This window comes from Virgisporangium ochraceum (assembly GCF_016863655.1).
GTDB classification, from domain to species: Bacteria; Actinomycetota; Actinomycetes; order Mycobacteriales; family Micromonosporaceae; genus Virgisporangium; species Virgisporangium ochraceum.
In genome coordinates, this window is sequence record NZ_BOPH01000018.1 from 97426 (window position 1) to 112360 (window position 14935).

Annotated in this window: 14 protein-coding genes; 12 read left to right on the forward strand and 2 right to left on the reverse strand. The window is 70.8% G+C overall.

Translation table 11 applies throughout. The features are described 5' to 3' along the window. Window positions 1-33 precede the first annotated feature (33 nt). The 5 genes from Voc01_RS07095 (at window position 34) to Voc01_RS07115 (ending at window position 5422) form a co-directional block, all read left to right on the forward strand. Window positions 34-582 (forward strand): hypothetical protein, encoded by a 549-nt coding sequence (locus Voc01_RS07095; protein WP_203926462.1) that lies wholly within the window; start codon window positions 34-36, stop codon window positions 580-582. Then, window positions 573-1307, forward strand: coding sequence for a hypothetical protein (locus tag Voc01_RS07100; RefSeq protein ID WP_239160010.1), 735 nt, complete (start codon window positions 573-575; stop codon window positions 1305-1307). Before Voc01_RS07095 ends, Voc01_RS07100 begins: the two co-directional genes overlap by 10 nt. 103 nt (window positions 1308-1410) lie before the next feature. Beyond that, on the forward strand, window positions 1411-4215 hold the full coding sequence (gene topA / locus Voc01_RS07105; RefSeq protein WP_239160011.1) for a type I DNA topoisomerase: 2805 nt from the start codon (window positions 1411-1413) through the stop codon (window positions 4213-4215). After that, window positions 4215-5057 (forward strand): AraC family transcriptional regulator, encoded by an 843-nt coding sequence (locus Voc01_RS07110; protein WP_203926464.1) that lies wholly within the window; start codon window positions 4215-4217, stop codon window positions 5055-5057. Before topA ends, Voc01_RS07110 begins: the two co-directional genes overlap by 1 nt. Next, window positions 5054-5422 carry a VOC family protein gene (locus Voc01_RS07115; protein ID WP_203926465.1) on the forward strand — a complete coding sequence of 123 codons (369 nt, stop codon included), beginning with the start codon at window positions 5054-5056 and terminating at the stop codon, window positions 5420-5422. The genes Voc01_RS07110 and Voc01_RS07115 overlap by 4 nt, the downstream gene beginning before the upstream one ends. 36 nt (window positions 5423-5458) lie before the next feature. Here the strand turns inward: Voc01_RS07115 and Voc01_RS07120 are convergent, their stop codons facing one another. After that, window positions 5459-6793 (reverse strand): D-arabinono-1,4-lactone oxidase, encoded by a 1335-nt coding sequence (locus tag Voc01_RS07120; protein WP_203926466.1) that lies wholly within the window; start codon window positions 6791-6793, stop codon window positions 5459-5461. A 162-nt stretch (window positions 6794-6955) separates the two neighbouring features. Between Voc01_RS07120 and Voc01_RS07125 the strand changes: the two genes are divergently transcribed. The 7 genes from Voc01_RS07125 (at window position 6956) to Voc01_RS07155 (ending at window position 13745) form a co-directional block, all read left to right on the forward strand. Beyond that, window positions 6956-7504, forward strand: a complete 549-nt coding sequence (locus tag Voc01_RS07125; RefSeq protein WP_203926558.1) for a TetR/AcrR family transcriptional regulator — start codon at window positions 6956-6958, stop codon at window positions 7502-7504. 24 nt (window positions 7505-7528) lie between these two features. Then, entirely contained in the window at window positions 7529-8599 is a 1071-nt protein-coding gene (locus Voc01_RS07130) for a Rossmann-like and DUF2520 domain-containing protein (RefSeq protein ID WP_275423699.1), read from the forward strand. After that, window positions 8596-9420: a pantoate--beta-alanine ligase gene (gene panC / locus Voc01_RS07135; RefSeq protein WP_203926467.1), complete on the forward strand. Its 825-nt coding sequence runs from the start codon at window positions 8596-8598 to the stop codon at window positions 9418-9420. The genes Voc01_RS07130 and panC overlap by 4 nt, the downstream gene beginning before the upstream one ends. A gap of 45 nt (window positions 9421-9465) precedes the next feature. Beyond that, window positions 9466-10374, forward strand: coding sequence for a septum formation family protein (locus tag Voc01_RS07140; protein ID WP_203926468.1), 909 nt, complete (start codon window positions 9466-9468; stop codon window positions 10372-10374). A gap of 67 nt (window positions 10375-10441) precedes the next feature. Then, the gene (locus Voc01_RS07145) at window positions 10442-12046 is read left to right on the forward strand and encodes an L-aspartate oxidase (protein WP_203926469.1); all 1605 of its coding nucleotides are present in this window, start codon (window positions 10442-10444) and stop codon (window positions 12044-12046) included. 35 nt (window positions 12047-12081) lie between these two features. Then, on the forward strand, window positions 12082-12960 hold the full coding sequence (gene nadC, locus Voc01_RS07150; RefSeq protein WP_203926560.1) for a carboxylating nicotinate-nucleotide diphosphorylase: 879 nt from the start codon (window positions 12082-12084) through the stop codon (window positions 12958-12960). Window positions 12961-12971: 11 nt separating this feature from the next. Continuing rightward, on the forward strand, window positions 12972-13745 hold the full coding sequence (locus Voc01_RS07155; RefSeq protein ID WP_203926470.1) for a type III pantothenate kinase: 774 nt from the start codon (window positions 12972-12974) through the stop codon (window positions 13743-13745). Here Voc01_RS07155 and Voc01_RS52910 read toward each other — a convergent pair. After that, on the reverse strand, window positions 13739-14500 hold the full coding sequence (locus Voc01_RS52910) for a hypothetical protein (protein WP_239160012.1): 762 nt from the start codon (window positions 14498-14500) through the stop codon (window positions 13739-13741). The genes Voc01_RS07155 and Voc01_RS52910 overlap by 7 nt on opposite strands. Between the last annotated feature and the right edge of the window lie 435 nt (window positions 14501-14935).

The following is a 14935-nucleotide window of genomic DNA, read 5'->3' on the forward strand; positions in this document are numbered from 1 at the left end:
ATAGCACGCGTGTACGGATCTACCCTTGCGGCCATGCCGCGTGTGCGCACACTGCTGGCGGTCGCCGCGTTGATGCTCGCGACCAGCACGGCCTGCGGTGGCGAGGACGACGCCGATCGGGGATCGGTCGCCGCCGCCACCTGGGCGGGTGCGGTCTGCTCGGCGCTGGGTCCGTGGCGTACCGAGATCGACTCGCTGATGACCAGGGCGCAGCAGCGCATGGACTCAGCCGCCAACGCCGACCAGGCCAAGACCGGCCTGCTGGAACTGCTCGGCGGCGCCGAGAACGCCAGTGAGCAGGCCCGGTCCAAGGTGGCCGCCGCAGGCGTTCCCGACGCCGAGAACGGCAGACAGGCCGCCAAGGAGTTCGCCGATACGCTGCGCCGCACCCGCGACGCCTACGGCAAGGCGAAGGAGAAGGTCACCACCCTGCAGACCGGCGACTCGACGAAGTTCTACGACGGCGTCAGCGCCGCGTTCAAGGAGCTCGAGAAGGACTACTCCGCCGGCGCGCTCAACCTCGACAAGGTGAAGTCGAAGGACCTGCAGAAAGCGTTCGACGAGGTCGAGGCGTGCAGGTAGCGATGGACACCCAGCTGTCGATCTTCGGAATCGAGGCGCATCCGCCCGGTCCCGGTGATCTCGACGGCCTACTCGCCGGCGCCGGCCAGGTGGTGCGCCTCGGCGGTACGGCCCGCGTGTCGATCGTCGTCGACGCGGCCTGGCGGGTGCGGGTGCTGATCGCCGAGTTCACCCGCCGCGGCCTCGCCACCAGCTGGGACAAGGCCACGATCGAGGGCCACTACGGCGTCCGCACGGCCTACTCCTCGCGGCTCGCGCCGCTCGGCGCCCGGTGGTTGCGCGGCGCGGTCAAGCGCGTGCCGTCGGACTTCTTCCTGGACGGGCAGCGCCTGCGCCTGTGGTGTGCGGCCGCCGGCGCGCCCACCGAGGACGGCGACGGGTACTCCCTGCACCTGGGTGCGGAGGAAGAGTGCTGGAAGGCTGTCGGTAGGGCGCTCGCCACCACCGGCCTGCCGGCCGAACTGCTCGGACCGCGTGCCGGCGGTCCGCTGTTCCGCATCGAGGGTCGCAAGCGGGTCGCCCACCTGGCCGAGATCATCGGGGATCCGCCCGACGACGTTCCGCCAGGAAAATGGCCCCGCAAGAAGGCGCAGACAGAAAACCCGGACGGGGCTGTGCCCGTATCCTCAAGAACTTCACGAAAACGCGAACCCGGCGCCGGGCGCGCGGCCGCGACCCCGCGAGAAGCCCATTTGAAGGACGAACCCGGACTTTTCGACCTCTGACGGCCACGGAGGACGCCCAACGCGCCTTACCTCGTTGAGTGACGGTGTACGGTGGCGCCGTTCGGCGTGCCGGATGCAGATAACACGCGATTTGGGGAGAAGAGTGGCGAACACCACGCGCTTGGTCATCGTCGAGTCACCGGCGAAGGCCAGGACGATCTCGGGTTACCTCGGCCCGGGGTACGTCGTGGAGGCGAGTTTTGGCCATGTCCGCGACCTGCCCCGCAACGCCGCCGACGTGCCGGCCAAGTACAAGGAACAGTCGTGGGCGCGGCTCGGGGTCGACGTCGACAACGACTTCACCGCGCTGTACGTGGTAAGTGCCGACCGCCGCCAGCAGATCCAGAAGCTGAAGAAGCTCACCGGCGAGGTCGACGAGATCCTGCTCGCGACAGACGAGGACCGCGAGGGCGAGGCCATCGCGTGGCACCTGGTCGAGACGCTGAAACCGCGCGTACCGGTGAAGCGGATGGTCTTCCACGAGATCACCAAGCCCGCGATCCAGGCGGCCGTCGCCAACCCGCGCGACATCGACCGCTCCCTGGTCGACGCGCAGGAGGCCCGCCGCATCCTCGACCGCCTCTACGGCTACGAAGTCTCGCCGGTGCTGTGGAAGAAGGTCCAGCGCGGCCTGTCCGCGGGCCGGGTGCAGTCGGTCGCGACCCGCATCGTGGTCGAGCGCGAGCGCCAGCGGATGAAGTTCCGCTCGGCCGACTACTGGGACATCGCGGCCACGCTGGCCGTCGAGGCCGACAAGGTAGGCGACGGGCCGCGCACGTTCGGCGCCACGCTGATCGCGCTCGACGGCGACCGCATAGCCACCGGCAAGGACTTCGACCCGGAGACCGGGCGGGTCCGCGTCAACTCCGGGGTGGTGCACCTCGACGAACAGGGCGCCCGTGGCCTCGCCGCCCGCCTGGAGGACCGGCCGTTCGAGGTCACCCGCGTCGAGGAGAAGCCGTACCGGCGCCGGCCGTACGCGCCGTTCATCACCTCCACGCTGCAGCAGGAGGCGGCCCGCAAGCTGCGGTTCTCGAGCGAGCAGACGATGCGCGTGGCGCAGCGGCTGTACGAGAACGGCTACATCACTTATATGCGTACCGACTCGGTGAACCTGTCGGAGTCGGCGATCACCGCCGCCCGCCAGCAGATCCGCGACCTCTTCGGCGACAAGTTCGTGCCACCGCAGCCGCGGCGGTACACCGGCAAGGTCAAGAACGCGCAGGAGGCGCACGAGGCGATCCGCCCGGCCGGCGACATGTTCCGGACCCCGGGCGACGTCGCCAACGAGCTCAGCGGCGACGAGTACCGCCTGTACGAGCTGGTCTGGCGCCGCACGATCGCCTCCCAGATGACCGACGCGGTCGGCAACTCGACCTCGGTGCGGATCCGGGCCACGTCGACCACCGGCGAGCAGGCCGACTTCGGCGCGTCCGGCAAGACGATCACCGACCCGGGCTTCCTGAAGGCCTACGTCGAGTCGTCCGACGACGAGAACGCCGAGGCCGAGGACGCCGAGCGCCGCCTGCCCACCCTGGCGAAGGGTCAGCCGCTCACCGCGGAGGAGCTGCGCGCCGCCGGTCACACCACGCAGCCGCCGGCCCGCTACACCGAGGCGTCGCTGATCAAGGCGCTGGAGGAGCTGGGCATCGGGCGCCCGTCGACCTACACGTCGATCATGAAGACCATTCAGGACCGGGGCTACGTGACCAAACGCGGCCAGGCCCTGGTGCCCAGCTTCATCGCGTTCGCGGTGATCACGCTGCTGGAACGGCACTTCCCGCAGCTCGTCGACTACGCGTTCACCGCGTCGATGGAGAACGAGCTCGACGACATCGCCGGCGGCGACGCCGCCGCGGTCGACTTCCTGCGCTCGTTCTACTTCGGCGGCGAACTGGGCGGCGAGGGCTCGGTGTCGCGGTCGGGCGGGCTCAAGCGGATGGTCACCGAGCAGCTCGGCGACATCGACGCCCGCGGCGTCAACTCGATCCCGCTGTTCGACGACATCGTGGTGCGGGTCGGCCGGTACGGGCCGTACCTGCAGCGGGGAGACGGCGAGGAGGAGAGCGACCGGGTCACGCTGCCCGACGGCATCGCCCCCGACGAGCTCACCCCGGAGAAGGTCAACGAGCTGTTCCTCGGCGGCGGCGGCGAGCGCAAGCTCGGCGAGCACCCGGAGACCGGCGAGCCGATCGAGCTGAAGTCCGGCCGGTTCGGCCCGTACGTGCAGAGCGGCGAGCGGAAGTCGTCGCTGCTGCGGTCGATGTCGCCGGAGAACCTCACCCTGGCCGACGCGCTGAAGCTGCTCCTGCTGCCGCGGGTGATCGGCCAGTCGTCGGTCGACGGCGCCGACATCGTCGCGGCGAACGGCCGGTACGGCCCGTACATCCGCAAGGGCGACGACTACCGCTCGCTGGAGAGCGAAGAGGCGATGTTCACGGTCACCCTGGAGCAGGCGGAGGCCATCCTCGCCGCGCCCAAGACCAGGGGACGCCGCACGGCGGCGCCGCCGCTGCGCGAGATGGGCGCCGACCCGCTCACCGAGAAGCCGCTGGTGATCAAGGAGGGCCGGTTCGGCCCGTACGTCACCGACGGCGAGTACAACGCGTCGCTGCGGCGCGGGCAGACCCCGGAGTCGCTGTCGCTCGACGAGGCCAGCGAGATGCTCGCCGAGAAGCGGGCCAAGGGTCCGGTGAAGAAGACCGCCCGCAAGGCGCCGGCGAAGAAGGCGGCACCGGAGAAGGCGACCGTCGGCGCGGCGAAGAAGACGACGAAGGCGGCCGCGGCGAAGAAGACCACGAAGGCCGCGGCGAAGAAGGCCACCCCGGCGAAGAAGGCGGCACCGGCCAAGAAGACGACCGCGGCGAAGAAGACCACGGCCCGGAAGGCCACCAGCGGCGAGGACTGATGCTGACCGTCGACCGGCAGGAGTCCGGCGGGATCCGGTGGGAGTCGGCGCGGCGTCCACCGGAGCCCCGGCTCGCCGGGCTGGTCTCCACCGTCGTCGGGTACGCCGAGTTCGCGGACAGGCCGGTGGTCCGCCGGGTCACGCCCCACCCCGCGGTGACGGTGATCCTCAACCTCGGCGAGCCGATCGCGGTGCACGGGGTGCCGCGGCGCACGTTCGTCGCCGGTCTGCACGACACGTGGGGCACCACCGAGTTCACCGGTGGCCAGCGCGGGATCGAGTTGGGGCTCACCCCGCAGGGCGCGCACCGGCTGCTGCGGGTCCCGCCCGGTGAGCTCACCGGCCTGGTGGTCGACCTGCCCGTGCTCGACCGACTGGCCGACCGGCTCGCCGCCGCCGACGGCTGGGCGGAGCGGCTCGACCTGCTCGACGCCGCGCTGCTCGGGCTCGCGGCCGACGGACCGCAGCCCGACCCGGCCGTCGAGTGGGCCTGGGCGGTGATGCGTGGCCGGCACGGCGCCGTGCGGGTCGGTGACCTCGTGGCCGCGACGGGCTGGAGCCGGCGGCACTTCGTCAACCGGTTCCGGGCGGAGGTCGGGCTGCCGCCCAAGGTGGCGGCGCGGGTCGTGCGGTTCCAGCGGGCGTCACGGCTGCTGGGCACCGGCGTGCCGGCGGCGGTCGCGGCGGCCACGTGCGGCTACACCGACCAGAGCCACCTGGTGCGCGAGTTCCGCGCGTTGGCCGGGGTGACGCCGGGTTCGTTCGTCGCCGGGCTCGACGCCGAGCAGGTCACATTCCTCCAAGACGCCGACCGGGCGGGGCTTCTAGCGTCGGGCGCATGAGTATCTACCCCACGCTGCGGTACGACGACGCGAAAGCGGCGATCCGGTTCCTGGTCGACGCGTTCGGCTTCACCGAGAAGTCCGTGATGGAGAACGACGACGGCACGATCGCACACGCCGAGCTGGCCTGGCCCGGCGGCGGGCTGGTCATGCTCGGCCAGCGGCGCGCCGAACCCAGCCCGTTCGACACGGGGCGAACGGTCACCTACCTGGCCCTCGACGACCCGGACGCGCACCACGCCCGTGCGGTGAAGGCCGGCGCCGAGATCGTCCAGGAGCTGGTCGACCAGGACTACGGCTCCCGCGAGTACGCCGCGAGCGACCCGGAGGGCAACGTGTGGTCCTTCGGCACCTACCGCCCCTGACCGCTCTTCCCCTCCGCGCGCACGGGAGGCCAGGGGTCAGGGAAGGAGGTCGTCAAGGAAGGGGGAGCGGAACAGCCCCTCCGGGTCGAACCGGGCGCGTTCGGCCTGCCAGTCGGCGAAGCGGGGGTACGCGGCGCGCAGGCGTTCCGGTGCGGCGAAGTGCATCTTGCCCCAGTGCGGGCGCCCGCCGAGGTCGAGGCAGATCCGCTCGACCTCGCGGAAGTACGGCTCGTACGGCATCCCGATGAACTGGTGCACCGCCACGTAGGCACTGTCGCGGCCGTGCCCGTGTGACAGCCACGGGTCGTCGGCCGCGGTGAACCGCACCTCCACCGGGAACGCGACCGGGAACGGCAGCGCGTCGACCACCCGCCGCACGCCCGTCAGCGCCTCGCGCAGCGCCTCGCGGGGCAGGCCGTACTCCATCTCGGTGAACCGCACCCGCCGGTCGGTGCAGAACACCTCGTGGGAGGCCGCGGTGTAGGTCCGCGCGGACAGTCCCCGCGCGGACACCTTCATGAAGGGACGCGTGAAGCCCGGCACCCGGCGCGCGACCCGGAGGCCGGCGCCGAACACCGTGTTGGACAGGAACGAGTCGTCGAGCCAGCGCCGCCAGCCCGGTAGCGGCCGGTCGATGGCGTCGACCCGGTTGTTCAGCTTCACCTGCGCGCGGCTGGTGTAGGGGAACCAGAAGAACTCGAAGTGGTCGTTGCCGGCGATCAGGTCGTCCAGGCCGTCGAGCACGGATTCCAGCGCCGACGGCCGCTCCTCGGCGCGCAGGACGAACGCGGGCACGCAGTCGAGCGTCACCTCCGTGACCACCCCGAACGCGCCGAGCCCGACCACCGCCGCCTCGAACAGCGGCTCGCCGCGCGCGCACGTCACCGTGGACCCGTCCGTCCTCATCAAGGTGATGGCAGAGACGAACGACGCGAGGCCGCCGAAGCCGGCACCGGTGCCGTGGGTGCCGGTCTGGGTGGCGCCCGTGATCGTCTGCGCGTCGATATCACCCAGATTGGGTAGCGCCAGGCCGCGACTGTCGAGTTCCCGATTCAATCGCTTGAGCGTGATGCCCCCGGGAACGGTGACCGACGTGCCCGCCACGTCTACTTTGATCGGCATCCGTGTCAGTGCGATGCGCACACCGTCTGATGAGGCGATACCCGAGAACGAGTGGCCGCTGCCGGCCACGCGGACCCGTTTGCCCCGCTCAGCCGCGGCGCGGACCGTATCAGACAGCTCCTCGAGTGACTCCGGGGTAACAAGAGGCGCCGAGTCTGAGACGTTGCCGGCCCAGTTCCGCCATGCGGGGGCGGCGCCCTGCCGAGCAGCGTCCAACTCAGCGCCTTCCCGCCACGAATTGGGGACCATCGGACGTGACTACCGTTCCGATGCGCGGCGAGTCAACTTCTCAATCGTTATGCCGAGTGAGAGGGCCATAAACGGGAAGGAACGGACGTGACCGCACAGCCGCTCGCCGGACCCCTGCGCCGGGTACCGGTGCAGGGCCGCAGCGTCGCCCGAGTGAACCGCATGCTCGACGCGTGCGCACAGTTGGTCGACGAGGTCGGCTACGACGGGCTGACCACCACGCTGCTCGCCGAACGGGCGGGGGTGGCGATCGGCTCCGTGTACCAGTTCTTCCCGGACAAGAGGGCGATCGTCCAAGCGCTCACCCTGCGCAACCTGGAGGCCTACCTCCAGAGGCTGAGCAACCGACTGTCGCAGGAGCAGTCGACCCACTGGTGGGGCGCCGTCGATGCCGCGATCGACGAGTACATCGCGATGTACCGCACGACCCCGGGATTCCGCACGCTGCACTTCGGCGACGTGGTCGACGTCCACCTCCTGGACGACGAGCGCGACAACAACGCGGTGATCGCCGCGCGGATCGCCGCTCTGCTGAACGAGCGGTACGAGCTTCGCGGGGAACGCACCGAGTTCGCGCTGGGCATCGCCGTCGAGGCGGCCGACGCGCTGATCAAGATGGCGTTCCGCCGGTCGCCGAACGGCGACGTCGCGGTGCTCGACGAGGCACGTGCGCTGATCAAGGACTACCTGCACCGACAGGTGCAGGCCTGAGCAATTGGTCACTGGTCCGTGCGGGTGGGCGCGCGGCTCGCGATACTGATGATCGACCGGTACCTCCTCGGTAAGGACTGGATCATCATGAGCGCTCCGCCGCGCGTTCACCCCCGGAACGGGGAAACCGTCAGCGTGATCGGCGCGGGTCGGGTGGGAACGGCGCTGGCCGTCGCCCTCGCCGCCGCCGGTCACGAGATCGTCGCCGTGTCGACCGTGTCGAACCGTGACCGGGTCGGCCGGCTGCTCCCGGGAACCCCCGTACTACCGCCCGACGAGGCCGCCACCGGTGACCTCGTGATCATCGCGGTTCCCGACGACGTGCTCGCCGGGCTCGTGCGTGGGCTCGCGGCCGCGGGCGCGTTCCGGCCGGGTCAGCTGGTCGTCCACACGTCCGGCGCGCACGGACTGGAGCCCCTGCGCCCGGCCGAGCAGCGGGGCACGCTGATCGCGGCCGTCCACCCGGTCATGACCTTCACCGAGTTTGATGCGCCCGCCTCCGCGGGCGCGGGCCCCAGGGCCTCCGCGGCGTCGCCTTCCCTCGTCGCTCCGGTCGCTTCGCTCCCTGCGCTCCTCAGTCCAGGCGACGCCGGCCCTGGGGCCGAAGCGACGCGCACGGAGGACGTCACGTTCGGGGTCACCGCGGAGAAGGCGGCCCGGCGCCGGGCCGCGAAGCTCGTGACCGACCTCGGCGGCATCCCCGAGTGGATCGCCGAACGCGACCGCACCCTGTACCACGCCGCGCTCGCCCACGGGGCGAACCACCTGGTCACGCTCGTCAACGAGGCCCGCGACCGGCTGCGTGACGCCGGCGTCGACAATCCCGAACGGGTGCTGCGGCCGCTGCTCCAGGCGGCGCTCGACAACAGCCTCGCGCTCGGCGACGCCGCGCTGACCGGCCCGGTGTCGCGGGGCGACGCGGGCACCGTCGCCGGGCACCTCGCCGCGCTCGGCGCCACCGCACCCGGCTCGGTGCCGCCCTACCTGGCCCTGGCCCGGCGCACCGCCGACCGGGCGATCGCCGCCGGCCGCCTGCGCCCGGCCGACGCCGTTCCGCTGCTCGAGATCGTCCAGGCACCCAGGGAGCGCGTGTGATCGTCGCGAGGACCCGCGCCGAACTGGTCCAGGCCCGGCGTGAGCTCGAGAAGAAGGTCGGCGTCGTGATGACCATGGGCGCCCTGCACGCCGGTCACGTGAGCCTGCTGAGGGCCGCGCGCGCGGAGTCCGACCACGTGATCATGACGCTGTTCGTGAACCCGTTGCAGTTCGGCCCGAACGAGGACCTCGCGACGTACCCGCGCACCTGGGCGGAGGATCTGGCGATCGCCGAGCGGGAAGGCGTCGACGTGCTGTTCGCGCCCACCGAGGCGGAGATGTACCCGGGCGGCCCGCCGGCGGTGCGGGTCAACCCCGGTCCGGTCGGCGAGATCCTCGAGGGTGCCAGCCGCCCGGGCTTCTTCCACGGCGTGCTCACCGTGGTGCTCAAGCTGCTGCACCTGACCCGCGCCGACGCGTCGTTCTTCGGCGAGAAGGACTTCCAGCAGCTCACGATGATCCGCGCCATGGTGCGCGACCTGGACCTCGACGTCGACATCGTCGGCGTCCCCACCGTGCGCGAGCCCGACGGGCTGGCGTTGAGCAGCCGCAACTCGTACCTGTCGGCCGAGGAGCGGGTCACCGCGCTGGCGTTGTCGCGGGCGTTGGCCGCGGCCGCCGCCGTGGGCGGGCAGGGTGCGGGGGTCGCGCTCGCCGCCGCCGGTGCGGTGTTCGACGGGACCCCCGGAGCGCGGCCCGACTACGTCGTGGTGACCGCTCCGGACCTCGGACCGGCCCCTGAGCACGGCCCGGCGAGGATGCTCATGGCTGCCCGCGTGGGCACCACCCGGCTGATCGACAACGCGCCCCTCACCCTCTAGTGCCGGTGCGCTAGCTTCGAAGGAAGCCGACTGGGGAGGGTGCAGGTGCGAGGTAGGCGTCTGAGTACGGGCGCGCTGGCGGTCGTGGGAGTGGTCACGCTGCTGTTGAGCGCCTGTGGTAACCCGGCCGGCACCGACGGTGACCTGACCAACAACTGGAAGGCACTGCCCGACGCGAAGATCCCGACGCCGGCCTCCGGCGCCTGTTACAGCATCACCACCGACAACCCGGCCAGCGTCACCAAGTGGCCGGCTCCGGTGGAGTGCACCGCCTCCCACACGGTCGAGACCGTGTATGTCGGCCAGTTCACCGGCGAGGAGGCGGGCCAGTCGTCGGCGCCGTCGACCGGGTCGAAGGGTCGCCGCACCGCGTACGAGACGTGTGCCGCCGAGGCCAAGACGTTCCTCGGTGACGACTGGCGCAACGGGCGGCTGGAGTTGTCGGTCGTGCTGCCGATCGCGCTGCACTGGCAGGGCGGTGCCCGCTGGTTCCGGTGCGACATGATGGAGTACCTGGATCTTGACGACTACGCCGTCGTCACGCGGACGGCCAGCCTGAAGGGCGGTCTCACCGGCGAGAAGCCGGTCGCGCTGGGGTGCATCACGGTCACCACGGGTGCCAACAACCGGATCGACAAGATGACGCCGGCCAAGTGCGACACCAACCACAACGGCGAGTACGTCGGCGTCTACGACCTGCCCGACGGCCCGTACCCGACCGACCGGGCGGCCGCGTCCAAGGCCCGCCTCGACGGCTGCGCGCCGGTGGTGGCCGCGTACGCGGGCGTCCCGAACGACGCCGACCTGAGTTTCCGCGTCGGCTGGATCTCGTCGCCGTTCACCGAGATCGAGTGGGGCCTCGGCAACCGTGGCGTGCGGTGCTACGCCCACAGCGCCGACCCGCTGAACAAGTCGATCAAGGGCATCGGCCCGGCAGGTCTTCCCGCCGACTGAGTCCGACAGATGGGCACGTGACCGACGTCGTAGCGCGGTTACAGGGCGGTAATGATTCACTGAACGAATGGGTTCAGCCAAAGCTCGGCTGACCGGGCCACCCCCGGGGTGGGCCGAGCAGACCGACGTGGTGGTCGTCGGGTCGGGGATCGCCGGCCTCACCTGCGCACTGCACCTGCGCGAGGCCGGGCTCCACGTCACCGTGGTCACGAAGGTCAACATCGATGACGGGTCCACGCGCTGGGCGCAGGGCGGCATCGCGGCCGTGCTCGACCCGCTCGACACGCCCGAGGCGCACGCCCAGGACACGCTGGTGGCCGGCGTCGGACTGGGCAACCCCGACGCGGTCGACGTGCTGGTGCGCGAAGGGCCGGCCCGCGTCCGCGAGCTGATGCGCTGGGGCGCCGCGTTCGACCGGCACCCCGACGGGTCGCTGATGCTCACCCGCGAGGGCGGCCACCACGCCAACCGCATCGTGCACGCCGGCGGCGACGCCACCGGGGCGGAGGTGCAGCGGGCGCTGCACGCGGCCGTCCAGCGCGACCCGTGGATCCGGCTCATCGAGCACGCGCTCGTGCTCGACCTGCTCACCACGAAGAAGGGTCGCGCCTGCGGGGTCACGCTGCACGTCCTCGGCGAGGGCGCCGAAGACGGCGTGGGCGCCGTCCTGGGCCGGGCCGTGGTGCTGGCGACCGGCGGCATGGGCCAGATCTACGCGGTGACCACCAACCCCTCGGTGTCCACCGGCGACGGGGTCGCCCTGGCGCTGCGGGCCGGCGCCGTGGTGACCGACCTCGAGTTCGTGCAGTTCCACCCGACGGCGCTCTACACCGCCCGCGGCGGCGCCCAGCAGCCGCTGGTCAGCGAGGCGCTCCGCGGCGAGGGCGCGTACCTGCGCGACGCCGACGGCACCCGGTTCATGGTCGGCCAGCACGACCTCGCCGAACTGGCCCCGCGCGACATCGTTGCCAAGGGCATCCACCGGGTCATGGCCGCCGAGGGCTCCGACAACGTGTGGCTCGACGCCCGCCACGTCGAAGACGTCACCAGCCGCTTCCCGACGATCACGGCGTTCTGCCGCGAGGCCGGCGTCGACCCGGCCCACGACCTGATCCCGGTGGCACCGGCGGCCCACTACGCGTCGGGCGGGGTACGTACCGACCTGCACGGCCGCTCCTCGATCAGGGGCCTGTACGCCTGCGGCGAGGTGGCCTGCACCGGCGTGCACGGCGCCAACCGGCTGGCGTCGAACTCGCTGCTCGAAGGGCTCGTGTTCGCCCGGCGCATCGCGGCCGACATCGCCGCCAACCTTCCCGAGCCGGGCGAGCCGGCCGACCCCGAGGGCCTCGAGGACGGCGGCGCGGTCGCCACCAGCGGACGGCTGCCGTTGCAACGGGCGATGAGCCGGGGCGCCGGCGTGCTGCGCAGCGCCGAGTCGCTGAAGGAGGCCGCGGTGGCGGTCGCCGCCGCCGAACAGGCACCGGCCGGCACGGCCGCGTGGGAGGCGGCGAACCTCTACACGGTGGCCGGCGCGCTCGTCGCGGCCGCGACGAAACGCGAGGAGACCCGCGGCTGCCACTGGCGCGAGGACTTCCCCGACGCCAGCGACGCCTGGCTCGGTCATCTGCTCGTGTCGTGGAACGGCAAGGCGAAGTGGGAGTCGAACGCGTGAAGCCCGAGATCGCCGCGCGGCTCCAGGCCGCCGGGATGGAACCGTCCGCCGTGGCCGAGATTCTGGAAAGAGCGCTGACCGAGGACGTGGGGAGCGGCGACGTCACCAGCCTCGCCACGATCCCGGCCGACCAGCACGATGTGGCCGAGGTGGTGGCCCGGGCGCCGGGAGTGGTCGCCGGCCTCGCGGTGGCGGCAGCGGTCTTCCACGCGGCCGAGGCTGTGTCGCCAGAATCAGGCGCCGTATCCGACGGCGCTCACGTGCGTCCCATCGCTTTTGAGGCACTGGCCACAGACGGCGCCGCGGTGGCGCGCGGAGATGTCCTGGCGACGGTGGCCGGGCCGACCCGGACCCTGCTGACGGCCGAGCGCACGGCGCTGAACCTGCTCTGCCGCATGTCGGGGGTGGCGACGCACACGCGGAGGTGGGCCGACGCGCTGGAGGGCACGAAGGCGCAGGTGCTCGACACCCGCAAGACCACGCCCGGGCTGCGCGTACTGGAGAAGTACGCGGTGCGGGCCGGCGGCGGCACCAACAAGCGCATGGGCCTGTACGACGTCGCGATGATCAAGGACAACCACAAGATCGCGGCCGGCGGACTCACCGCGGCCTTCCGCTCCGTGCGTTCTTCGTACCCGGATGTGCCGGTTCAGGTGGAGATCACCACGGTGGCCGAGGCGGTGGAGGCGGTCGAGGCCGGCGCCACGTTCCTGCTGTGCGACAACATGGAGCCGGCCCTGCTGCGCGAGGTGGTCGCGGCGGTCGGAGACCGCGCGGAACTGGAGGCGACCGGTGGACTCACACTCGACCGGGTTCGTGAGTTCGCCGAGACCGGCGTCGACTACCTTTCGGTCGGGGCGCTGACCCACTCGTCGCCCATTCTGGACATCGCGCTCGACCTGCGCCTTCGCTGAGGTGGCCTGACTTGCTCCTGTGCATCGACATCGGGAACACGAACACGGTGCTCGCCACGTTCGAGGGCGACAAGCTCGTGCACTCCTGGCGGACGAAGACCGACGGCCGCTCCACCGCCGACGAACTCGGCCTGCAGCTGCGCGGGCTGCTCGCCGGCGACGCCGTGGAGATCACCGGGATCGCGGCGTGCTCCACCGTGCCGGCCGCACTGCGCTCGATGCGGTCGATGCTCGCCCGGTACTACGCGAACGTGCCGGCGGTGATCGTCGAACCCGGCGTGCGCACCGGTGTGCAGCTGGCGATCGACAACCCCAAGGAGGTCGGCTCCGACCGGGTGATGAACACGCTGGCCGCATACACGTTGTTCGGGGGACCGGCCATCGTCGTCGACTTCGGAACCTCGACCAACTTCGACGTCATCTCGGCCCGGGGCGAGTTCCTGGGTGGGGTCCTCGCGCCCGGAATCGAGATCTCGGTCGACGCGCTGGCGGCCCGCGCCGCCCAGCTACGCAAGGTCGAACTGGTCAAGCCTCCGCGGATCATCGGCAAGAACACCGTCGAGTGCCTGCAGTCCGGTGTGGTGTACGGCTTCGCCGGCCAGGTCGACGGGGTGGTGCGCGGCATCATCTCGGAACTCGGAGCGGTCAAGGCCGTGATCGCCACCGGCGGGTTGGCGCCGGTGGTGATCGGCGAATGCGCGACAGTGACCAACCACGAACCGTGGCTGACCCTGATCGGCCTCAGGCTGGCCTATGAACGGAACGCCCCGGCGAACCGTCAGTAGCCGCTGTTGCTGCTCGAGATGATCGAGAAGCAGCAGCAGATCAGACCGATGACCAACGGCACCGCCATCAGCGCGATGGTGGGGCCGACGCCGTTGTACTTCTGCGGCGGCGTACCGAGCGAACCGGGCGAGAACATGAACAGCGGAGCCCGGTACTCCAGTTCGACCGGCTGACCGCCGCCGACGTTCACCGCCAGGTCGGCCTTGCCGATCTGTGTCGGGATCAGATACGGCGTGTGGACGTGTACGTGGTACTGCCCGGGCGGCAGCTGAATCGGCGTACGCCGGTTCCACGGCACCTGATACTGCTGCCCGTTGATGGTGACGACCGGCTTGAAGAACATCAGCAGGAAGGCGAGCGGAAAGAATTTGAGCGTCAGCGCGATTCCGTCGCCTCCGCCGCCGCCGTAGCCACCGGCCGGCGGGCCGTAACCGGGTTGTTGAGCGCCGTACCCGCCTTGCGACGGGTCGTAGGCCTGTTGTTGACCGCCGTAGCCCGGTTGTTGGGCGCCGTATCCCTGGTCGGCTCCGTATCCGGGTTGTTGAGCTCCGTATCCGGGACCGGAAGTCGGCTGCCCGCCGTAACTGGGACCGGAAGTCGGCTGGCCGCCGTAACCGGGTCCCGACGTCGGTTGGCCGCCGTAAGCGGGGCCCGATGTGGGTTGGCCGTAGCCACCCGGCCCGCCACTCGCGGGCTGGTTGGGGTACTGCGAATAAGGAGGCATGCTCACAGCTACCGCATTCTGCCGGATCATGGCCGGACGCGGTGCAGGTGGTCCCATCTGGGCACCCTCGACTCCATGGTGCGGTCGGCATTATGTGACGCAATGCAATGCCGCCGACACCGATTTGGTTCGGCGGGATCGAGGTGAAGCTATTCCACGTGTGCGGTGTGGTACCGCACCGGGAGTACGATTCGTCCGGTCAATCGCCGAAGCGCACATTGTGATCGGATGGCGATGGGATCGCGATCGGATGGTCGGGCGGCAATGCGGACACGGCGACGGCCGGGGAGTGGGTTGTCGAACCGATCCTCGTCTATCATTTGATAGTCGCGACGGGGAGCGTGGTCAAGGGGCATCACGTAGTGTGTCAGGATGCCTGCCAGCTTGCCTGTCGGCATGATGGTGCGCGTGGTATTCGGTGGACATTCGATCCCGATGGTGTGCGCCGAGTAATTGCGGAACTCC